This is a genomic window from Caenimonas koreensis DSM 17982 (genome assembly GCF_009646335.1).
Classification (GTDB): domain Bacteria; phylum Pseudomonadota; class Gammaproteobacteria; order Burkholderiales; family Burkholderiaceae_C; genus Ramlibacter; species Ramlibacter koreensis.
This window is the reverse complement of sequence record NZ_WJBU01000012.1, coordinates 54,363-76,190: the sequence shown is the minus strand read 5'-3', so window position 1 is coordinate 76,190 and position 21,828 is coordinate 54,363. Positions and strand designations below refer to the sequence as shown.

Sequence of the window (21,828 nt, the reverse complement as noted above, 5' to 3'; positions counted from 1 at the left end):
TGCCACGGCCCGTTCAATACGGGATGTAGTCAATGCCGTGTGCAGTCAGGCCGACGATGTCAACGTTCACCGCGTTCACATCCTGGTGCGCGGCAAGCACGGCCATCGCACCTTGCGTCAAGGTGTGGGAGTCGAGCAGCCCAACCAGCTCCGCCCTGACCGACGCAGTCGGTGCCACGCCATACAGGTTGTGATAGACGTAATTGACGAAGTCGGTGTTGCTGTGTGAGCCCGCCTGCTGCGCAAACGCGTCTGAGGCCACGACCAGGTTTGCCAGCTGCAACTCGGTCATGCCTTCGTCCGCATAACCGATGCCGATACCCACGGCGGTCGCATTGTGCGAGGTCGGCGCACCAAAAAGCGCGCCGATCAGCTTGACGACCATGCCCGCGTTGCCGTCCAGGTCGAATGCCACATTGGCATTGGTGAACTGCAGGCGCTCGACGCTGGTCAGGCCGTCAGTGCCGTCGGGGCCGGTCACTGTCATTTGACCAGGGCTTGTCACGACAACGTTATAGGCGGCCTTGTTGCCGGCAAAGATCGCTGTATCAATGCCTGCACTGCCGTCGATCGTGTCGTTGCCTGCACGGCCATTCATCCTGTCGTTGCCGCCATTGCCGACGAATGTGTCGTCGTAGGTGCTGCCCACCATGTTGTTCGGGCCTGCATCGCCAACCAGGTGCAGGCCCAGGTCGAGCACGTTCACCGTGAGCATCTTGTTACTGCTCTGGATGCCATCGCTCGATGTGACCTGCACGAGGTAGCTGTTGTCGGCGCCTGCGTCATGCGGCGTGTTGAAGTCCTGCGCGACCTTGAACTTCAGCTGGCCGCCCACGATTTCAAAGAATGCAGCGTCGGCACCGCCGGTGATGGAATAGCTCGGCGGCCCGCTCGACACGGAGTCGGCGTCGGTCGAGGTCAGGGTTGCAACCAGCGTCGTGTTTTCGTTCACGCTGATCGGCGACGCGACGGTGAGGACAGGCGCCGTGTCATTGATGTCGTTCACCGTCACGGACAGCATCTTGAGCGTGTAGTTGACGCCGTCGAATGCCTTGACCTGCACCAGGTAGACATTGTTGTGGTCGCTGTCGAGCGGGTTCTCGCGGTCCGGCGCGCTCTTGAAGACAAGGTTGCCGTTCACGACCGAGAAACGCGCCGCGTCCGCACCACCGTTGATGCTGAACACCGCGGGAATGGTCCCCACCGTATCCGGGTCCACCGCCTTCAGCGCAACGACGACCGTCTGGCCCTCGTTGATCGACTGATTCGACGGCGTCTGGATCATCGGCAGCTTGTCGTTCACGTCTTTCACCGTAGCGGTGATCGTCTTGACTGTCGTGTTCGTGCCGTCAAACGCCTGCACCTGGACAACATAAGTATTGTTGAAGCCGTTGTCGACCGGCGACTCATAGTCGGGCGCTGCCGTGAATACCAGGTTGCCACCAACGATGGAGAACAGCGCCTGGTCGGCGCCGCCCACGATCGAGAACGTTGCGGGGTTCGTGCCCACAGAGTCAGGATCGGTCGAGGCCAACGCGGCAACCAGCGTTGAATTCTCGAAGACGTTGTAAGCAGCCGCCGTCGTGATCGTCGGTGCGACGTCGTTCAGGTCACCCAGCGCAATGGTGAATGTCTGGTCGCTGAACGCGCTCGATGCGTCGCTCGCGCGAACCGTGATGTTGTAGGCATGCGCAACTTCGTAGTCGAGCAGCGTGCCGTTGGCCACCGTGACCACGCCCGTTGAAGCGTCGATGGCAAAGCGGCCGCCTGCATTGTCGGCCAGCGAGAACGTCACCGTGCCGCCGTGCGGATCGCTCGACGACGCGGTGATACCCACAGCAGTGCCATTCGCTGCGTTCTCGGCGATGAAATTCGTCGTGGCGTCCACGTCGGCTGCTGCCGACGGCGGTGCATTGGCGACTGCGATCGTGAACGTCTGTTCGCTGTAACCGGTGCCATCCGAAGCGCGCACCGTGATGCTGTGCGAGGTTGCACTTTCGAAATCGAGCTGGCTTGCGTCGGCCACAGTCACGACACCTGTGGACGCATTGATCGCGAAGCGACCGTTGGCGTCGTCTGAGAGGCTGTACGTCACGGTGCCGCCGTGCACATCGGTCGCCGACCCCGTGACGCCCACCAGTGCACCGTTGGCTGCCGCCTCGGACACAGTGTTCGTTGCGGCGTTACCGTCTGTCGGCACGGTCGGGACAACGTTCGTCACCGCGATGGTGAAGGTCTGCTCGGTGTAGGCGCCGCTGGCATCAGCCGCGCGCACAGTGATGTCGTGCGAGGTGGCTGACTCAAAATCCAGCAAGTTGGCGTTGGCCACTGTGACGACGCCAGTCGAGGCATCAATCGTGAAGCGGCCGCCCGCGCTGTTCGACAGCGAATACGTCACCGTGCCGCCGTTGACATCGCTCGACGCACCGGTGATGCCGACGGTTGCACCATTGACAGCGCCTTCCGACACTGTGTTCGTGCCGGCGTCACTGTCGGTGGGCGTGACTGGTGCCACGTCGGTCACGGCAATCGTGAAAGTCTGGTCGGTGGTGTCGGTGCCGTCGGTCGCACGCACGGTAATGGTGTGCGAGGTGGCGGTTTCATAGTCGAGCGCCGAGGCATTCGCGACTGTGACGACGCCGGTGCTCGAATTGATCGCGAAGCGGCCGCCCGCATTGTCGAACAGGCTGAACGTGACCGTGCCGCCATGCACGTCGCTCGACGTTGCCGTGATGCCGACTGCATCGCCGTTGGCAGCACCTTCGGAAATCGAATTCGCGGTGGCATTGCCGTCCGCAGGCGTCGTCGGTGCAACGTTCGTGACAGTCACCGTGAAGGTCGTGTCGCTCGACGATGCACCGCTCGCGTCCACCGCATGCACGGTGATGTTGTGCGAGGTTGCCGACTCGTAGTCGAGCTTGGTGGCATCGGCAACCGTGACGACGCCAGTGCTGCTGTTGATGGCGAACCTGCCACCTGCATCGTCTGCCAGGCTGTAGGTGATCGTTCCGCCATTGACGTCACTCGCCGACGCCGTGACGCCGACGGTCGCGCCGTTGGTGGCACCCTCGCTGACAGTATTGGTGCCCGCGTTGGAATCCACCGCACTGGTCGGCGCCACGTTCGTCACCTGGATGGTGAAGGTCGCGTCAGCCGACGACGAATTACTCGCGTCCACTGCGTGAACGACGATGTCGTGCGACGTCGCCGACTCGTAGTTCAGCAGCGCGGCATTCGCCACCGTCACCACACCCGTTGCGCTGTCGATCGCGAAACGCCCGCCGGCGTTGTTCGCCAGGCTGTAGGTGATCGTGCCGCCGTGCACGTCGCTCGACGATGCCGTCACGCCGACGAGATCGCCATTGGCAGCGCCTTCGCTGATCGTGTTGGTGCCGACATTGCTGTCGACGGCGCTGCTTGGCGCTACGTTCGTTACTGCGATGGCAATGATCGTGTCGGTGGACGAGGCGTTGCTCGAATCGACCGCGTGCACCGTGATGTTGTGCGACGTCGCCGACTCGTAGTTCAGCAGTGTGGCATCGGCGACAGTGACGACACCCGTGCCGCTGTTGATCGCGAAGCGCCCGCCTGCATTGTCGGCCAGGCTGTACGTGATGATTCCGCCGTGCACATCGCTCGACGCCGCCGTGACGCCGACCGCAGCGCCGTTGACGGCACCTTCGCTCACCGTGTTGGTGGCTGCGTCAGAGTCTGTCGGGCTCGACGGCGCAACGTTCGTGACCTGAATGGTGAAAGTCGTGTCGGCAGACGAGCCACCGCTCGGGTCCACCGCATGCACGACGATGTCGTGAGACGTCGCCGTCTCGTAGTTGAGCAAGGTCGCATCCAGCACCGTGACCACACCCGTCGAGCTGTTGATCGCAAAGCGGCCACCCGCGTTGTTCGCCAGGCTGTAGGTGATCGTGCCGCCATTGACGTCGGTGGACGATGCAGTCACACCCACGGCAGCGCCATTGCTGGCGCCTTCGCTGATGCTGCCGCCCGTGGCGCCGTCGCTGTCCACCGCGCTGCTCGGCGCAACGTTCGTCACAGCAATGCTGAAGACGGTGTCGGTCGATGCCGCACCGCTCGAATCCACCGCATGCACGGTGATGTTGTGCGACGTCGCCGATTCGAAATTCAGCTTGGTGCCATCGGCAACGGTAACGACACCTGTGCTGCTGTCGATCGCAAAGCGCCCGCCGGCGTTGTCGGCCAGGCTGTAGGTGATCGTGCCGCCGTGCACATCAGTCGCCGCAGCGGTGATGCCGACCGCGAAGCCGTTGGCGGCGCCCTCCACAACGGAGTTGGTTGCCGCGTTGCTGTCCGTCGCGCTCGATGGCGCGACGTTCGTCACGGCAATCGCGACGATCGTGTCCGATGACGCAGCGCCGCTCGCGTCCTGCGCATGGATCGTGATGTTGTGCGAAGTCGCAGTCTCGAAGTCGAGCAGGGATGCGTCGGCAACGGTGACCACGCCTGTGGCACTGTCGATGGCGAAGCGCCCGCCGGCGTTGTTCACCAGGCTGTAAGTGATCGTGCCGCCGTTGACATCGCTGGACGCCCCAGTCACGCCGACCGTTGCGCCATTGACTGCGCCTTCGCTGACCGTGTTGGTGCCGACGTTGCTGTCAGTCGGGCTCGACGGCGCGACGTTCGTGACGGCGATGGTGAACGTGGTGTCGCTCGACGCAGCGCCGCTCGGGTCTGCTGCGTGCACGATGATGTCGTGCGATGTGGCCGCCTCATAGTTCAGCAAACCGGCGTTCGCCACTGTCACGACGCCGGTCGAACTGTTGATCGCAAAGCGCCCGCCTGCATTGTTCGCCAGGCTATAGGTGATGGTGCCGCCATGGACGTCGGTCGATGAGGCCGTGATGCCGACGGCAGTGCCGTTGGCAGCGCCTTCGGCGACGCTGCCACCCGTGGCGCCGTCACTGTCGACGGCGCTTGTCGCGGCCACGTTGGTCACAGCGATCGACACAATCGTGTCGCTGGACGACAAGCCAGCCGCGTCCTGCGCGTGGATGGTGATGCTGTGCGAGGTCGCCGCTTCGAAATTCAGCAGGCTCGCATCGGCCACCGTGACCACGCCGGTCGAGCTGTTGATCGTGAAGCGGCCGCCAGCGTCGTTCGCCAGGCTGTAGATGGGCGCGCCGCCATTGACGTCCGTCGCGGACGCGGTCACGCCGACGGTGGCGCCGTTCACGGCGCCTTCACTCACCGTGTTGGTCCCGGCATCGCTGTCCGTGGGGCTCGTCGGCGCGACGTTCGTCACGTTGATGACGAACGTCTGCGAGCTGCTGCCATTGAGCACGTCGGTCGCGACGGCCGTGATGCTGTAGCTCGACGCGTTTTCGTAGTCGATCGTGGTCGCGCCCGCGGCTGACACGGTGACGACGCCGGTCGATGAATTGATCTGGAACCGCCCGCCAGCGCTATCGCTGAGCGAGTACACGATGGCGCCGCCCGCTTCCGGGTCCGTCGAAGACGCAGTCACGCCCACCGTCGTGCCAGCAGTGGCACCTTCGGTCACTGAATTGCCTGCGGCGTTCGTGTCCACCGGAACAGTCGGCGGCTGGTTCAGCGTGATCGTCGAGACAGCCGTGTTGCTGTCGACATTGCCGTCGTTGACGGTGATGTTGATCGTGCGCGTGGTCGTATCCGCGCCGGCGCCCAGCGAATTGCTGAACTGCAGCAGCTCGAGCGCGCTTTCGTACTGGGCCAGCGTGGCGGAGCCCGTGAGCGTGAGCGTTCCGACGCCGGCCGCAACGGTGAAGGCCGATGCAACGATGCCGCCCGGCAGCGCCGCGCTGGCAGCGATCAGGTCGGAAGGCTTCGCATTGGTCAGCGTGATGGTGGCGGACTCGATGTTCGTGTCGTCCACGTCGCCAACCGCACTGTCGGTGTCCACGATGGAGGCCGCGCCGCCACCGGGGATGTACAGGCTCTGGTAATTGGCGCCGCTCGCCGTCGAGTTGTTCGCATCCAGATCGAGCGTCGGCGCATCGTTGACCGGCGTGACATGCACGGTGGCAACCGCAGCCGTGCTGGTGGCGGCGAGATCGTCCGTCACAGTGATGCTAATCGTGCGATCGACGGCCGACGGGTTCTGGCTGGTGTTGCTGAACTGGATTTGCGAGAGTGCTGTCTGGTACTGCGCCTTGGTCGCGGTGCCGGACAGCGTCAGAACGCCTGTACCACTGTCGTAGCCCGTTGTCGTGATACCGCCCGGCAGCGCGCCATTGACCGACAGCACGTCGCCGCTCTGGCGGTTCGTCAGCGTGATCGTCGCACTGCCGAGATTGGCGCTATCGATATCGGTGAGTGACACATCTGTGTCGGTGATCGAGACGGCTGCACCTTGTGCGGCGCCGGCGCCTTCCGTGAAAGTTGACGTGAAGCCGGTGCCGCCGCCAGATGCATCAAGATCGACGACCGGCGCGTCGTTCACAGCCGAGACATTCAGCGTGAATGTGTTCGGCGACTGATCCAGATCGACACCGCTGTTGACTGTTCCACCGTTGTCTCGAACCTGGAACGTGAAGCTCGTGTAAGGCGTTCCGTTCGCATCGGCAACGGGCACGAAGATCAGGCGTCCGAGTGCAATGTTGCTGGCCGGCACTTCGGCGCCACTGGTCAGCGCCACCGCCGCCGCGCCGCCAGGGCCGTCGGCGTCGTACATCAGCGAGCCACTGGCCGGCACCGTGGTGAAGACGACCGATTGCAGCGAATTCGCGCCACCATCGGTCGGATCGGAGAAGCCGAAATCGGCGTTCGCGAACGTGTAGGTGTTGTCTTCGAGAATCGTCTTGGCGTTGTCGGTGCCGGCAGGTGCGTCGTTCACTGCGGTCACGTTGACGGTCGTCGTCGCCGTCAATGTGTCCGCGCCGCCATTGGCTACGCCGTCACCGTCCTTGAGGGCGATGGTCACCGTGCGTGCAGCGGTGGACGGATTGCCGGTGTTGGTGTCGGTGTACTGCAGCGCGCGCAGCACTTGCTGCATGGTGGATGCCGTTGCGTTCGCATTCATCGTGATGACGAAGTTCGCCCCCACGGTGCCGCCGGTGTACGTGCCGACGGCAACGCTGCTCACGAGCACGCTGCCACCCGATAGCGTGACGGCGCCGCTGGTATCCACAGAGATCAGGTCTTCGCTCGCCGCCGCATTGCCAGTCACGGACACCGTCAGCGTGCCGCCGTTGAAATCGGCGCTGTCGATGTCTGCGAGCGTCGCATTGCCGCTGGTATCCAGCTTCACGGCCGCGCCACCTTCGATATAGGTCGCCGTGTCACCTTGCAGGTTCGTCGAAGTGGGCGCGTCGTTCACCGGGTTGACGGTTTCACTCAGCGTCACGGTGCCAGACGAGTAGCGCGTCGTGCCACCTGAGGTCGTGAGGTCAACCGTCGCACCGTTGGTGATGCCGGCGCCGGAGCTGTCCACCAGGTGCGCGTCCAGCGTTGGTGCGGTTCCGTTGAAATTCGACGCGGGATTGAAACGGATCGCCGTGGCAGCGCTGATCAGGACGGCCGAGGATGTTGAAGCGGCGCCGATGTTGGTCCACACCGTGCCGTTGAAATACTGCCAGTCGCCATTCGCGCCCGAGCCGTTCGCCGTGACGGCAATGCCGGCCAGCGTATTGGCCGACGAGCCGCCGCTCACCTGGTCGATCGAATCGTCGAAGTGCGATGCGAACAGGCTGCTCACGGTCTCGCCAAGCGCGCTCGGCTGGTCTTCAAAGATCGCTGCTGCAGCTTGTGTGGTGCCACCCGTCACAACAGGTGCGTCATTCACGGCGGTGACATTGATCGTCTTGGTGTCACTGTCCTGCTCGCTGGTGCCCGTGCCGGTGAGTCCTGGATCGGTGCCGTTGAAGCCGCCGTCATTGGTGACGATAGTCAGCGTGTCGGGGCCGTTGAAGTTGCCTGTTGGCGTGTACGTCAGGCCGGAGCTGAGCGTCGCATTGATCTGGTTTTGTGTCGCGGTGATGACCACGGAGGCCGTGCCATTGCCAGTCAGCATGCCCGAGGTGACGCCGCCCGCCACCACCGTGGACATGGTGAGCGCACCGTGTGCAACGGAGAGCGTCACGGTGATGCTCTGCGTCGCCGGGTTGGAGTCAACATCAAAGACTGAAATACCCGTGATCGTCTGGCTCGTGCTGTCTTCAGACACGGTCGCAGCACTGCCGGGGGTGTTCACCGGCGCATCGTTGATGCCGACGACTGTCACTGTGGTCGCGATTTCGTCGCTGAAATTCAAGCCGTCGGTCACCGACCACGCGATGGTGCGGGAGGTGGCGCTGCCAAATGCAGTGACGTCATCGCCGCTCGTGTTGAAGCGCACCAGCGCCACGGCAGCAGCGTAATTGGCGAACGTGTTGGCGCCCGACAGTGACATCACGCCTGTCGCGGCGTTGTAGCTGAATGAAATGCCGCTGCCGAGCGTGCCGCTCGTCACGCCATTGAGCGTCAGCGAGTCGGCATGGGTCGAGCCGGTCTGGAAGTTGCCCGAGATGCGGATCACCGCGCCTGCAAGCTGGTCGGTCAGGCTGGCCGACTCAGCATCGGTCAACGTGGCGCTCACGAATGGCTGGACCAACGTTGTCGCACCGGAACTCGGTGCGTTGTTCGCTTCCGTCGTCGTCGGTGTGGCCTCGACGTGGGCAGTGACCGTCGGCGCGCGATTGAACTCAAGGCTTGCCGCCGTCAGGCCGTTGATGTTGCTGATGCCCTGAACAAAGACAGGGTCGGGCGTGCCATCGGTATCGATGCGCCAGATGCCTTCGTCGCCGGGCGGATTGCTCGCGCCGAGCTGGTCGCCGGTGAAGTCGATGAAATAGAGCTTGCCGGTGACGGGATCGATCTCCAGGTCGTCCAGCAGACCCTGCGGACCGAAGCCGACCTGGATCGTCTGCGAATTCGTGTCGCCGTCGTCCGTGGGTTGGTAGATGTTGGTGTAGACGCCGGTCGGGTTGCCTGTGAGCGCGTAGGAATAGATGCCGCCCATCTTGAGCAGCGGATCCGTGGTGGCCGGATTGCCATCGCCAGGAAAGCCGCCGTCGCCGTTGTCGTCGTAGAGCGTGCTGGCCGTAGCGAAGTAGAGCGTGCTGCCGTTCAACGCCAGGCCCTCGATCGTGCCGAACTGCTGCGGGAAGCCGTTGTTCGGGAAGGTCACGCCGTTGTTGTAGCCAGTCGTGTCGGCGTCGGGGCTGAAAGGCAGGCTGGTGAGGTTGCCGCCTGCGAAACTGAATGCATTTGCGACCGACGATGGCGTGAGCCCGCTGATCTTGTAGATGTAGTTGCGCGAGACGATGTCACCGTCCACCGCAGCTGTCACGCGATGGCTGGAAAAGTAGGCGTTGCCGTTTGCAAAGTCGATAACGAAGTCGTCGATGAAGTTGTTCGACGATCCGTTGGGATTGCCTGTCGAAAAACTTGCCAGCGTCACCGGCGTCTGGTTCGCCGTGTTGTAGACGATCTTCTGGAACGTCTGGCCGTGCGTGAAATACACGATGCCGTTGTTTGGATCGACCTCGATGTTGTCCAGGCGCGCGGCCGTCGTCGTGCCCGTGTCCTCATACAAGGTCGTGAGCGTGGGTGCTGCGGACGGATTGCCGAGCAGGTCGCTGATGTTGCCCTGCAAAATGCGGTTGTGTCCGCCACCGATGTCGCTGTCAACGAGGAAGAACTTGCCGTGGACGCTGTCAAAGATGAGATCCTGCGGATGAAACAGTGACGTACCAGTGATGCCTGGAATTGTCTGCGCCGTATAAAGCTGCGCCACGTTGAAGCCGGCATTGCCGCTGCTCACATTCGCGTCACCCTGGAAGCTGACGACGCCGCCGCCGCCGCTGGCCACTGCGGCCCACATGCTGAAGTCAGAAGCCACGCCAAAAGGGCCGCTGATATCTGGCTGGTCAAGCGGCTTCACGGTCACGGAGTCGGGGTCATCGCCGACCCAGTTGCTGGCATCCGCAATGTTCTGCAGCAGTGATTTGCCGTTGAAAACGAAGGCGGCTGCTTCAGTGGTCGGGCCGCTGTAGGTGGCGCTGTCGAGCGCAATGCCGACTGCCGTCGTGCCGGCGACGAGGCCGGTTCCCGACAGCGATCCTGCAAACGTCGTGTTGCCGTCGGCAATCTCGATGGCGAAGAGGAAGGTGGTGGGCGCGTCTGCCGTGGTGCCTTGGTACACGTAGATCGCGTCCCCGGCCTCTTCAGGGTTGAAGCTGAGACCTATCGGCACATTGATGACGGTACCGGCTGGAAGATCGGCGCCAGCCGTGTAGGACGTGGAGCCATCACTTGCGCCGGCAGTGAATGCCGATCCGTTCCACGTCCGGTCCGACAGGTAAATCGTGGTGCCGGAGCCGATGGCTTTGAGCAGGACGATCTGGATGCTGTCTGCCGTGGTTCCGACCGCATCGGTCTGGCCCGTGTTGTAACTCACAACGGCAACGTCGCCTGCAGTCAATACGGTAGCTGTCATGTCAGACCCCTGAATGTCATTGAAATTTTGAGCGCACGCACGGGCCGCGCGCGCGCAAAAAACACGTCGGGCAATACTAACTCCGCAAGGTGGCAATCCGTCTAGTCGGTTTGCCGGAGGAGGCATGAATTGCCATCAAAAAATCACAAAGAAATTCTGCGGCGCAGGGCACGCAGTAATTGCGCAGCGGTCGCAATCCTGTCAATAATGTTTTCTTCATTGAGACAACTTGTCCGAGGGGGAGCTTCAACATGGGACAACCATATGTCGGCGAAATCCGCATGTTCGGCGGCAACTTCGCACCGCTGGGGTGGATGCTCTGCCAGGGGCAGACGATGTCGATCGCCGAAAACGAAGTACTTTTCAACCTGATCGGCACGACCTATGGCGGCGACGGCCAGGAAACCTTCAATCTGCCGAACCTGGCCAGCCGCGTGCCCATCCACATGGGCACCAACATCAACACCTATGTCATTGGCCAGGCAAGCGGGACTGAACAGGTCACGCTGAATACCAACCAGATTCCTTCGCATACCCACCAGATGGTTGCGAACAACACCGCTGCCTCGGTGTCTTTGCCGTCCGGCAGCATCCTGGCGAGGCCCAGCTCCGCCGTAACGAACACGCTCTACTACAGCACCGATTTGCCGGTGAACATGAGCGCGACCGCCGTATCGAACGCCGGTGGTAACCAGCCGCACGAGAACACGCAGCCGTACCTCGTGATCAACTTCATCATCTCGCTGTACGGCATCTTTCCGACGAGCTCGTAACCGGCCGCCAAGAATCCTCCCGACACAGAAAGCACACTATGGCTGATCCTTTCGTAGCCGAGATTCGAATCTTCCCGTTCAACTTTGCGCCCACGGGCTGGGCATTTTGCGACGGGCAGCTGTTGCCAATTTCGCAGAACACCGCACTGTTCTCGCTGCTGGGCACCTACTACGGCGGTGACGGCAAATCCACCTTTGGGCTGCCCAACATGCAAGGCAACGCTCCCATGCAATCCGGACAGGGGCCTGGCCTGTCGGAACGGTTCCTGGGTGAGACGGGCGGCTCTGCCACCGTCACGCTGTTGCAGTCGGAAATGCCCATCCACAACCACACGGTCAGGGCCGGCAACGATGCACTGGCGCTCTCGCAGGATCCAACTGCCAACCTGGCTGCCCGACCTGGCTGGGACGATGGCAGCAATTCAGGCGTTGGCGGCGCTTACTCGAGCGCCGCGCCGAATCAGCCGATGCACGCACAGATGCTGGCTCTCGCCGGCGGGGACCAGCCGCACAACAACATGCAGCCGTACCTCACGCTGAATTTCTGCATCGCGATGCAAGGCGTCTTTCCGCCGCGGTCCTGAAACTCCTGAAGGAATAAGAAATGTCCGAACCATTCTTGAGCGAAATCAGAGCCGTCTCATTCGGTTTTGCGCCAAAAGGCTGGGCGCTTTGCAACGGCCAGCTACTTGCTATCAACCAAAACCAGGCGCTGTTCTCGTTACTCGGAACGACGTATGGCGGCAACGGCCAGACTACCTTCGGACTGCCCAATCTGCAGGGGCGCGTGCCGATTCACATGGGCGCGGGCTTCACCCTCGGCGAAAGGGCGGGCGAGACCGCCCACACGATCACCTCACTAGAGATGCCCACGCACAACCACGTGGTGTCCGGGCGAGGCGATACCATGCCCGCAACGGCCGCCAACAGCGTTCCGACTGGCAAGACCTTCGCTGGCGGACAGGTTGCGCAGCAGGGTGGGCAGAGTGCGGCGCTGAATCTCTATGGGCCGTACGCGTCATTGGTGAGCATGTCGCCAACTGCGGTCACGAACATAGGGGGCAGCCAGCCGCACGAAAACATGATGCCGTACCTGACGCTGAACTACATCATCGCGCTACAGGGCATCTTCCCGTCCCAGTCCTGACCCGTGCAGCAAGCGAGCCATGCCGTGACACCTGGCACGGCCAGCGCGGGCATGGTGGCCGCTCTCGCTGCGAACCTTTCTGCGCGATGGACCATCAGGCACCGCGTCGACGCCGACATGGCTTTTCTCTCGACGCTGTACGCATCCACGCGCGAAGATGAGATGCGGATCGTGCCGTGGCCACCCGAAGTCAAGCAGGCATTCCTGCAAGACCAGTTCAACAAGCAGCACACGCACTATCTCTCGGGCTACCCGGACGCCCTGTGGCTGATTCTTGAACAAGCTGGTGAGCCGGCCGGCCGGATCTATGTCGAGCAGACAAACAGCGAAATCCGCCTGATGGAAATATCGCTCTTACCGGCGCATCGAAACGCTGGTCTCGGCACTTCGCTGATGAGTGCGCTGCTGGATTTCGCGGATCTGCAAGGCCTGCCAGTGACGCTCCACGTCGAGCCGTACAACCCGGCCAAGCGCCTCTACCAGCGTTGCGGCTTCCTCGACGTTGAAACACACGGCTACTACGTTTTGATGCAACGCATGCCGCACGGCAAGGCTAGTTAAAAATTAGTTCGTACAGTGTCTTTTGCGCGTCCCGCGCGATCGGCACCGCAAAGACGTCACAGCGCCCATGCACAGGATGCAGCAGCGGCACGATGCCCTGCGCATATGCCGGATTGGCTGGGCCTTGCAGCACCACGGCAAAAGGCTCTTTGCGCGATGAGATTGGCGGCAGGTCCCGCAGTTCAGCAACAGCCAAGGCAAGCCTGCCGCCGTCGGGCAACTCGAACGCGAGCCCCGCAACTGCATCTGCCATGAAATCCTGCCGTTTCAGCTCCACTGTCATGTTTGACTCCCGCATGTTTGCCACAGTTTATCCACTCAACCTGTAGACACGCCGAACTGGAACCTTAGAATCTCCCAATGAGCTCCATCGACCGCCGTACATTCCTCTCCTATGGCACAAGCGCTATTGCCACAGGAGCCCTGACTTTGGCCGGTTGCGGTGGGGGCGGCGCTTCCTTCCCTGCTGTCTCGACCCTTTCTGGCGGCCCGCTCGCAACAGCGAAGGACGGCAGCAAGTTCCAGGTCGTCGGCAAGGATCACGCCCTTGTGATCACCGCACCAGCCGGCACGCAAAAACGCGTTGGCGGCTTGGGCACAGCGGCAGGCAAACTCAATTTCCCGGGCGGCGTTGCCGTATTGAATGGCCTGGCCTATGTGGTGGAAGTCGGCAATCACCGCGTGCAGGTGTTCGATGCCCTTGGCAAATCGGTCGGAATCATTGGCGAGGGCCAGCTGCTCTACCCGGGTGGCATTGCCGCAGGCGCCACTGAAATTTTTGTATCCGATTCGCGCAATGGGCGCATCGTTGCTTTTTCGCCGTCGGGCCAGGTCACGCGCATTCTCGGCGCCGGCATTTTGAGCGCGCCTCGTGGGCTCACCGTGGTCGAAGACGGTGTGATCGTCGCCGATCCCGGCCTGCACAAAGTGCTGAAGCTCTCTTTCAATGGCGGCGTCGTTTCGACGTATCGCAACGACCTGTTCCTGCCCTACGACGTGGCCACTGATGGCTCTGCCGTTTACATCGCCGAAGTGTCTGGCACGGAATTGAAAGTCGCGGGCAGCGCCGGTGAAAGCATCGGCTCCATCGCACTCAAGGCTGCCCCCTACAGTGTGGCGTATCGCAACGGCTCGCTCTACGTTTCCTGATAGAGCGAAGGCCGGCCCGAACAACCGGCCTCAACGGCCCGCCTTCAGTGCCGGTTCAGTGGCGGAAGTGCCGCACACCTGAGAACACCATCGCCACGCCGCGCTCGTCGGCAGCGGCAATCACTTCGTCATCACGCATGCTGCCGCCGGGCTGAATCACGCAGGTCGCGCCTGCGTCGATCACCACATCGAGCCCGTCACGGAACGGGAAGAACGCATCGCTCGCGACAACAGTGCCCTTCATGTCGAGCCCTGCGTTGTGCGCCTTGATGCTCGCAATGCGCGCGGAGTCGACGCGGCTCATCTGGCCCGCGCCCACGCCAATCGTCATTCCGCCTTTGCAGAACACGATCGCGTTCGACTTCACGTACTTCGCCACCTTCCATGCAAAGAGCAAGTCTTGCAGCTCTTGCTGCGTCGGCTGCTTTTTCGTGACGATCTTCAGGTCGGCCAGCGCGAGTTCGTGGTTGTCGGCCGTCTGCATCAGCAGGCCCGAGCCCACTCGCTTGATGTCGATGGCGTTGCGGCCGTTGTCCCACGCTGTATTGCCACCGGGCGGCAACGCCAGCTGCAGCACGCGCACATTGACTTTGCTCTTGAACAGCTCGATGGCTTCAGGCGAGAACGAAGGCGCCATCAGCACCTCGACGAACTGCTTGCTCACCGCCTGCGCGGCAGCCAGGTCAACTTCGCGGTTGAAAGCGATGATGCCGCCGAAGGCAGACGTCGAATCGGTCTTGAATGCCTTCGCGTAGGCTTCGAGCGCATCGGCACCGACTGCCACGCCACACGGGTTCGCGTGCTTGACGATCACGCAGGCGCATTCGTCAAAACTCTTGACGCATTCCCAAGCCGCGTCGGCATCAGCAATGTTGTTGTACGAGAGCTCTTTGCCTTGGAGCTGTTTTGCCGTGACGAGTGAGCCCGGTGCCGGATGCAAATCGCGATACCACGCAGCCTGCTGGTGCGAGTTCTCGCCGTAACGCAGATCCTGCAGCTTCACGAAGCGGCTGTTCGCCTGCGCGGGGAACTGCGAGCGCGACCCGTCTTCCTGCAGGCTTGAGAGATAGTCGCTGATCGCGCCGTCGTAGTTGCTGATGCGATTGAACGCGGCAACGCTCAATGCAAAGCGCGTCTTGTCCGAGAGCTTGCCAGCAGACTTCAGTTCGGCCAGCACGGCGTCGTACTGCGATGCGTCGGTGAGCACACCGACGTCCTTCCAGTTCTTGGCTGCGGACCGCACCATCGCCGGCCCGCCGATGTCGATATTTTCGATCGCATCTTCGAGTGTGCAACCGGGCTTGGCCACGGTGGCTTCAAACGGATAGAGGTTGACCACGAGCAGGTCGATCGTGTCGATGCCGTGCGCCTTCAATGCGCTCATGTGCTCAGGCATGTCGCGCCGTGCGAGCAAGCCGCCATGCACCTTCGGGTGCAGCGTCTTGACGCGGCCGTCGAGCATCTCGGGGAACTCGGTCACCTGCGCCACTTCGGTCACCGGCAGCTTCGCATCGGCAAGCAGCTTGGCAGTGCCGCCGGTGGAAATCAGTTTGATGCCCAGTTCGTGCAGGGCGCGGGCGAATTCGACGATGCCGGTTTTATCCGACACCGAAATCAATGCGTTCATATTCATTTGAGTAGCCGATGTTCGACCAGTTTTTTACGCAGTGTGTTGCGGTTCAGGCCCAGCCATTCGGCGGCGCGCGACTGGTTCTGGTCAGCCTTTGACATCACCACTTCGAGCAACGGTTTTTCAACCGCCTTGACCAGCATTTCATACATGCCATCAGGCTCGGTGCCGCGCAGGTCCCTGAAATATCCCTCCAGGCTGGCGCGCACGCATTCTTCTATGTGCTTCTTGCTCATGCGTTCAATTCCACTGCTTCTTCTTCGATGTGATGCTCCGCCTTGTGGGCAGGCATGCGGTCGGTGTGCAACTGCAGCTCCTCGAAGAATGTCGCAACTGCGCGCAACTGTTCCCCGCTCTCCTCTATGCCGTTCATTGTCGCGCGAAACTGCACCCCTCCGGGCAGCCTGTTCACGTACCAGCCTATGTGTTTTCGTGCAGTGCGCACGCCTGTGTATTCGCCATACAGGGCGTAGTGATCCTGCAGGTGCTCAAGCAAAAGTTTGCGTACCTCGGCCACGAGCGGCGGCGCCAGGTGGGTGCCTGTGTCGAGAAAGTGCGCGATCTCGCGAAAAATCCATGGCCGGCCCTGCGCCGCACGCCCGATCATCACTGCATCAGCGTGTGTGTAGGCAAGCACTTCGCGTGCTTTCTCGGGGGTGGTGATGTCGCCGTTCGCGACAACCGGAATGCGCACGGCATTCTTGACTTCACGAATTGTTTCGTATTCCGCAAAGCCCCCGTAGCCCTGCTCGCGCGTGCGGCCGTGCACCGTGAGCATCTGGATGCCGCATGACTCGAATGCACGAGCCAGCGCCACAGCGTTCTTGTGCGTCTGCGCCCAACCGGTACGCATCTTGAGCGTGACAGGCACGCCATGCGGCTCGCAAGCCTGCACCACCGCCTGGGCGATGGCGATGGCGAGCGGCTCGTCCTGCATCAGCGCGGAGCCGGCCCACTTCGAGCACACCTTCTTGGCGGGGCAGCCCATATTGATGTCGATGATCTGCGCGCCGCGATCCACGTTGTAGGCCGCGGCCTCGGCCATCATCGCTGCGTCGGTGCCCGCGATTTGCACAGCGATGGGGCCGGGCTCACCGTCGTGGTTGGCGCGCCGGGATGTCTTGAGCGTGTTCCACAAATCGCGGCGCGATGTGACCATCTCGCTCACAGCATAGCCCGCGCCGAGCTGCCTGCACAACTGGCGAAACGGACGGTCCGTGACGCCGGCCATCGGCGCCACGAACACGGGGTTCGCAAGTGTGTGTGGACCGATCTTCATGGGGAGTTGAGCGAGGCGACGGCAACTGCGGCTGCTGAAAAATGAGGCACGATTGTATGCCCGCACCGTTTCGCGAGTTGAAATAAAAAACTGGGTGCGTGCGCCTACAGGCCGGCGGGCCGCGTATCCGTAAACTCTGCAACACATGGAAGCTTGGCTCGCGTCTGTTCTTGCACTCTTTGCGTTGCCGCGCTTTGGCCTGACAACGCTCTTCGTGGCCGCGTTCATTTCGGCGACGTTGCTTCCGGTGGGATCAGAGCCCGTGCTCTACGGGCTGCTTCGGCTGAACCCCGACATTTTCTGGCAAGCCATCCTGGTGGCCACGGCAGGCAACACCCTGGGCGGCATGCTCGACTGGTGGATCGGCTATGGCGCGCACGAAGCCGTCGACAAATATTCTCATTCGAAGCATCACACGCGCGCGCTGGAATGGCTTGAGCGCCTGGGGCCCAAGGCATGCCTGCTCTCGTGGTTGCCACTCGTGGGCGATCCGCTCTGCGCCGTGGCGGGCTGGCTCAAACTGCCCTTTTGGCCATGCACGGCTTACATGCTGATCGGCAAGTTCCTGAGGTACGTGACGATGACCACGATCTTGTTGTCAGCTTTCCCGGGGTAATCGGCTAAACGATTTGCGAAATCGTCGGATGTATGGGTTGAAGGATCAACCCATGCACCATCAAAAGAAACCACCCCGCCGCGCACGCAGCACGGCCAACACGCCCTTGAAGGACGTGCTCGCGTCGTGCGAGGTCACGCCCGGCTGGGGCCGTGTCATTTCCAGATTGACTGAGGGAACACCCCTCGAGCAGACACCGAGTCTGCTGCAGCAGCTCGGCAGCGAACGCGCGCTGGCAGGAAAGAGGCTTGTGCCAGACGAGACCACCGGGCCAGGCACCGGCGCAGCAACCAGCGAGACGGCGCAGCCCTAGACGTTGAACAGGAAGTTCAGCACGTCGCCATCTTTGACGACGTATTCCTTGCCTTCGCTGCGCATCTTGCCCGCGTCCTTGGCGGCCTGCTCGCCTTTGAAGGCGATGAAGTCGTCGAAGGCGATCGTCTGCGCGCGGATGAAGCCACGCTCGAAGTCGGTGTGGATCACGCCTGCTGCCTGGGGAGCCGTGTCGCCGATGTGGATGGTCCATGCGCGCACTTCCTTCACGCCGGCCGTGAAGTACGTCTGCAAGCCAAGGAGCGTGAACGCAGAGCGGATCAGCCGGTTCAAGCCCGGCTCGTCCTGGCCGATTTCCGCGAGGAACATCTTCTTGTCCTCGTCGCTCATGTCAGCCATCTCGGCTTCGATCTTGGCGCAGATCGCCACGACGGGCGCGCCCTGCTTCTTCGCGTATTCGCGCAGCGCGTCAAGGTGAGCGTTGTTCTCAAAGCCGGCTTCATCCACGTTGCCGACAAACATCGCGGGCTTGGCGGTAATGAGGCACAGCGGCTTGAGCATTTCACGCTCTTCATCGGTGAACTTCATGGCGCGCACCGGCACGGCTTCATTCAGGCCCGCCTGCACACGCGGCAGCAGCTTCGCGAGCTTTTCTGCTTCCTTGTCGTTGCCCGAGCGCGCATTTTTCGCGGCGCGATGAAGCGTCTTGTCCACCGTGCCCAGGTCGGCCAGGCACAGCTCGGTCTGGATCACTTCAATATCGGCAATGGGGTCGATCTTGTTGTTCACGTGGATCACGTTCGCGTCATCGAAGCAACGCACCACGTTCACGATCGCATCGGTTTCGCGGATATGCGCCAGGAACTGGTTGCCCAGGCCCTCGCCCTTGCTCGCGCCCGCCACCAGCCCGGCAATATCGACAAACTCAACAATGGCTGGCACGATGCGCTCTGGTTTGACGATCTCCGCGAGCTGGTCGAGGCGCGGGTCCGGCAGTTCGACGATGCCCACGTTGGGCTCGATGGTGCAGAAGGGATAGTTTTCCGCGGCGATGCCCGCCTTCGTCAACGCGTTAAACAAGGTGGATTTACCCACGTTGGGCAATCCGACAATCCCGCACTTCAAACTCATGGTCGTTTCCGAAAATCGAACCCGTCAGTGTATGCCAAGCGCTGGATGCTCCCGCGCGGCGCGCCTGCTGTTGCGCGCCAAGCAACTCTTGGCGTCGTCGATCGCCGCCCTGCTGCTTGCCACGGGCAGCTGCGCAACAGCGGCGGCAGCGCCAGTGTCGCCGCCGGCTGCCGCGTCAATACCGGCTGCGCTCCAGCTCAATGATTCCCTAGCGCCGCTCGACGCGCAGGAGTTCGGCCGTGGCTGGATCGATGCCACCAGCAACTCGACACTCGAGCAGGTGATGCAGCCCGGTGTTGCTTCCTTCCAGCCCACGCGCCCCGACCTGATCTACGCGCTGGGCGAGCCTTGTGCACTGTGGCTTCACTACCGGCTGCAGCGCGGCCGCACGGACCGTGTGGGATGGCTGCTCACCGTACCGATGCCGGCCATCGACTCGGTCACCGTGTACCAGCAGGACGTGAACAACCGGTGGGTCGGCCATTCTGCTGGTGACACCCTGGCGGTTGCCTCCTGGCCCGAGGCCGGGCGGTACCCGGCGTTCCGCCTTGACCTGCCCGCCGGCCAGCCGCGCGATGTGTACGTTCGCATCAAGCACTACACCGCCGCGAATTTCCCGGTGCAGCTGATGTCGGCCACTGCTTACGACCAGCATGTGCAAATCGAATATCTGGGCCTGGGCCTGGTGTTCGGTGCGCTGGTCCTGCTGATCGCGGCTTGCCTGGCGCAAAGCCTGGCGTATCGCGACACCGTCTATGCATGGTATGCGCTGTACGCATTTCTCACGACACTGTGCGTCGCGGCCTACACAGGCGTTGCAGGTCACTTGCTGTGGCCCAGCTTTGGCGCACTGGGCGACGCGATCCAGCCCATTCTTGCGTTGCTGGCCTCAGCATCCGCACTGCTTTTTGTTCGCAACCTCACAGGCATTTCCGCGCGCTACCCGCTGATCGACAAAGGCGTGTACTGGTTCGGGCTGGCCGGCATCGTCGCGGCGGCTGCTTACCCGGTGCTGCCCCGGGGCGTTGCCCTTGCGATGATGGCGGCCTATTCCATCAGCGTGACGCTCACGGCAATGGGCGTCGCATGGGCGGCGTGGCGTCGCGGCGATGTTGTGGGTGTGTGGGTGCTCTGCGCCTATGTGCCCATCACGATTGCCGTGGTAATGGCCATGCTGCGGCCGCTGGGCTACCTGGCGCAGTCGTTTGCCACGCAGTACGCCATTGCCGTGGCGATGGCCATCGAAGTTCCGCTGCTGCTCGTCGCACTCAACATCCGCTCCCGCGAGCGGCACGGCGCGCAGATCCGCGAGCTGGCGCTGTCCACGCAGGATGCGCTCACGGGCCTGCTCGCGCCCCACCTCTTTCATGACCGGTTGCGCCAGGTCGTCACGCGCTTCAGGCGCGACCGCGAAAGTGCTGCCGTTGTCTTTATTGACCTGGTGAATTACCAGCGCATCAAGGAGCATTACGGCTCGGCCGTGGCGGAGCAAAGCCTGTTGCGCAGTGTGATCAAGCTGCGGCGCCTGTTGCGCGATGTGGATACCGTCAGCCGCGTGGGGGAAGCGCGATTCGGCCTCATCCTTGAAGGCGTGCGCTCGCGCGTGGCCGTGACCGACCGCGCCGCACGCCTGATCGCAGCGGGCCTGATGCCGCTGGCCGGCCTCAAGCCAGACGTGACGCTGCAATTTCACATTGGCGCTGTGCTGCTCGAAGAGCGCGTGAGCGACGCGCCGGACCTCGTCGATGCGCTCGACGAATTGCTGGCAAGCATGTCCGAGCGAACCCGCAGGCCCATTCGCTTTCTGGAGCCTGAAGTCACGCAGCCGGCGCCGCTCGAGGCAGATTCAGCGCTGCCGGGAGAAGCCGACAGCCTGCTGCCTACTGAAGTGCTGGAACTGGGCCCGCGCGACGAAGCCGCTGCTAAGCAAACCGCCACCCGGCACTGACCGCCTGGCCGACGCGAAGCGTCTGGTCGATTCCGTTCACGATGATCAGGTTCATGCCGAACGTCACGGCCCCATCGACCACCGGGTTGCTGCGGTACGCCTGAAGTGCATCACTGACGAACGGCGCCGAGACTGCCGTCGCAGGATCGACATTCGGGATCGGGCAGCGGGCACACGGCTTCACGGCTTTGAGCACCACCTCGCCATCGGCGGCGATCGTGATCAGGTCGAAGCGATCCTCGTCATGCGCCTCCAGGCCCTCCAGCACGATATTGGGCCGGAATCGCTCCATGCCCACCGCATCGCGGCCTGATGCCTGCAAGCGCCGGTTCAATTCGGCGAGCGAGCCCTCGCTGGCAACGAGGATGGGAAAGCCATCGCTGAACTGGTTCAACGCCGGCGCACCACCCGTCCACTTCAGGCTGGACAAGCGCCGCTCGTCGGGATCGAAGCGCACCAGCCGCAGCTTCTGGCCCAGGAAATCCGTGAACCACTGCGCCGCCGTGTCACCCATGTCGAATGCGCTGACTTCGTCGTTCCAGATTCGCACGCGTGCAGGCGCCTCGACCGTGTCGATCTGAAGGTGCAGCGCCAGCATGCCGGGCGCGCGCAGGATCACTTCGCTGAACTTCATCTGCACCTTCACGAGCGCCATGCGCGGCAGCTCGCGCTGGCTCACGAATTCGCCCTCGCTGTCCACCACCATCCAGGCGCGGTCGAGGTCGAGGCCGGTTTCCGTGAGCACGGCCTCGTTGACCTCCACGCCCGCGCAGGACTTGATCGGGTACACGAACAGGCGGGCGATCCGGGTGGTGACGTCACTCATGGCGGG

The 21,828-nt window shown here is 62.5% G+C and carries 15 protein-coding genes; 8 read left to right on the top strand and 7 right to left on the bottom strand.

From position 1 onward, the window contains the following. Positions 1-13: 13 nt before the first annotated feature. Positions 14-10,489 carry a cadherin domain-containing protein gene (locus GHT07_RS21635; protein ID WP_194792938.1) on the bottom strand — a complete coding sequence of 3,492 codons (10,476 nt, stop codon included), beginning with the start codon at positions 10,487-10,489 and terminating at the stop codon, positions 14-16. Between the two features lie 251 nt (positions 10,490-10,740). On the opposite strand from GHT07_RS21635, the gene GHT07_RS13610 reads away from it, so the two are divergent. From GHT07_RS13610 to GHT07_RS13595, 4 genes are read left to right on the top strand one after another with little or no spacing between them, the layout of a single operon-like run. After that, positions 10,741-11,262 (top strand): phage tail protein, encoded by a 522-nt coding sequence (locus tag GHT07_RS13610; RefSeq protein ID WP_153585645.1) that lies wholly within the window; start codon positions 10,741-10,743, stop codon positions 11,260-11,262. A 38-nt stretch (positions 11,263-11,300) separates the two neighbouring features. Further along, on the top strand, positions 11,301-11,846 hold the full coding sequence (locus GHT07_RS13605) for a phage tail protein (protein ID WP_153585644.1): 546 nt from the start codon (positions 11,301-11,303) through the stop codon (positions 11,844-11,846). Between the two features lie 20 nt (positions 11,847-11,866). After that, positions 11,867-12,409 carry a phage tail protein gene (locus tag GHT07_RS13600; protein ID WP_153585643.1) on the top strand — a complete coding sequence of 181 codons (543 nt, stop codon included), beginning with the start codon at positions 11,867-11,869 and terminating at the stop codon, positions 12,407-12,409. Positions 12,410-12,412: 3 nt separating this feature from the next. Beyond that, a complete protein-coding gene (locus GHT07_RS13595) occupies positions 12,413-12,970 on the top strand; it encodes a GNAT family N-acetyltransferase (protein ID WP_153585642.1) in 558 nt (185 codons plus the stop codon). Here the strand turns inward: GHT07_RS13595 and GHT07_RS13590 are convergent. Further along, positions 12,963-13,253, bottom strand: coding sequence for a DUF6916 family protein (locus GHT07_RS13590; RefSeq protein ID WP_153585641.1), 291 nt, complete (start codon positions 13,251-13,253; stop codon positions 12,963-12,965). The two genes, GHT07_RS13595 and GHT07_RS13590, sit on opposite strands and share 8 nt — an antisense overlap. A 77-nt stretch (positions 13,254-13,330) precedes the next feature. Between GHT07_RS13590 and GHT07_RS13585 the strand changes: the two genes are divergently transcribed. Continuing rightward, positions 13,331-14,119: an NHL repeat-containing protein gene (locus GHT07_RS13585; protein ID WP_153585640.1), complete on the top strand. Its 789-nt coding sequence runs from the start codon at positions 13,331-13,333 to the stop codon at positions 14,117-14,119. 55 nt (positions 14,120-14,174) lie between these two features. On the opposite strand, the gene purH is transcribed toward GHT07_RS13585, so the two are convergent. From purH to dusB, 3 genes are read right to left on the bottom strand one after another with little or no spacing between them, the layout of a single operon-like run. After that, the gene (purH, locus tag GHT07_RS13580; RefSeq protein WP_194792937.1) at positions 14,175-15,752 is read right to left on the bottom strand and encodes a bifunctional phosphoribosylaminoimidazolecarboxamide formyltransferase/IMP cyclohydrolase; all 1,578 of its coding nucleotides are present in this window, start codon (positions 15,750-15,752) and stop codon (positions 14,175-14,177) included. Beyond that, a complete protein-coding gene (locus tag GHT07_RS13575; protein ID WP_153585638.1) occupies positions 15,749-15,985 on the bottom strand; it encodes a Fis family transcriptional regulator in 237 nt (78 codons plus the stop codon). Before GHT07_RS13575 ends, purH begins: the two co-directional genes overlap by 4 nt. Continuing rightward, positions 15,982-17,028 carry a tRNA dihydrouridine synthase DusB gene (dusB, locus tag GHT07_RS13570; RefSeq protein WP_153585637.1) on the bottom strand — a complete coding sequence of 349 codons (1,047 nt, stop codon included), beginning with the start codon at positions 17,026-17,028 and terminating at the stop codon, positions 15,982-15,984. Before dusB ends, GHT07_RS13575 begins: the two co-directional genes overlap by 4 nt. 145 nt (positions 17,029-17,173) lie before the next feature. Here dusB and GHT07_RS13565 point away from each other — a divergent pair, with 145 nt between their 5' ends. Further along, positions 17,174-17,644, top strand: coding sequence for a YqaA family protein (locus GHT07_RS13565; RefSeq protein ID WP_153585636.1), 471 nt, complete (start codon positions 17,174-17,176; stop codon positions 17,642-17,644). Positions 17,645-17,696: 52 nt separating this feature from the next. Beyond that, entirely contained in the window at positions 17,697-17,957 is a 261-nt protein-coding gene (locus GHT07_RS13560) for a hypothetical protein (protein ID WP_153585635.1), read from the top strand. On the opposite strand, the gene ychF is transcribed toward GHT07_RS13560, so the two are convergent. Then, the gene (ychF, locus tag GHT07_RS13555; protein WP_153585634.1) at positions 17,954-19,048 is read right to left on the bottom strand and encodes a redox-regulated ATPase YchF; all 1,095 of its coding nucleotides are present in this window, start codon (positions 19,046-19,048) and stop codon (positions 17,954-17,956) included. The two genes, GHT07_RS13560 and ychF, sit on opposite strands and share 4 nt — an antisense overlap. Before the next feature lie 31 nt (positions 19,049-19,079). Between ychF and GHT07_RS13550 the strand changes: the two genes are divergently transcribed. Then, on the top strand, positions 19,080-20,996 hold the full coding sequence (locus GHT07_RS13550) for a sensor domain-containing diguanylate cyclase (protein ID WP_194792936.1): 1,917 nt from the start codon (positions 19,080-19,082) through the stop codon (positions 20,994-20,996). On the opposite strand, the gene GHT07_RS13545 is transcribed toward GHT07_RS13550, so the two are convergent. After that, positions 20,971-21,822, bottom strand: a complete 852-nt coding sequence (locus GHT07_RS13545; protein WP_153585632.1) for an MOSC domain-containing protein — start codon at positions 21,820-21,822, stop codon at positions 20,971-20,973. The genes GHT07_RS13550 and GHT07_RS13545 overlap by 26 nt on opposite strands. Positions 21,823-21,828: the final 6 nt, after the last annotated feature.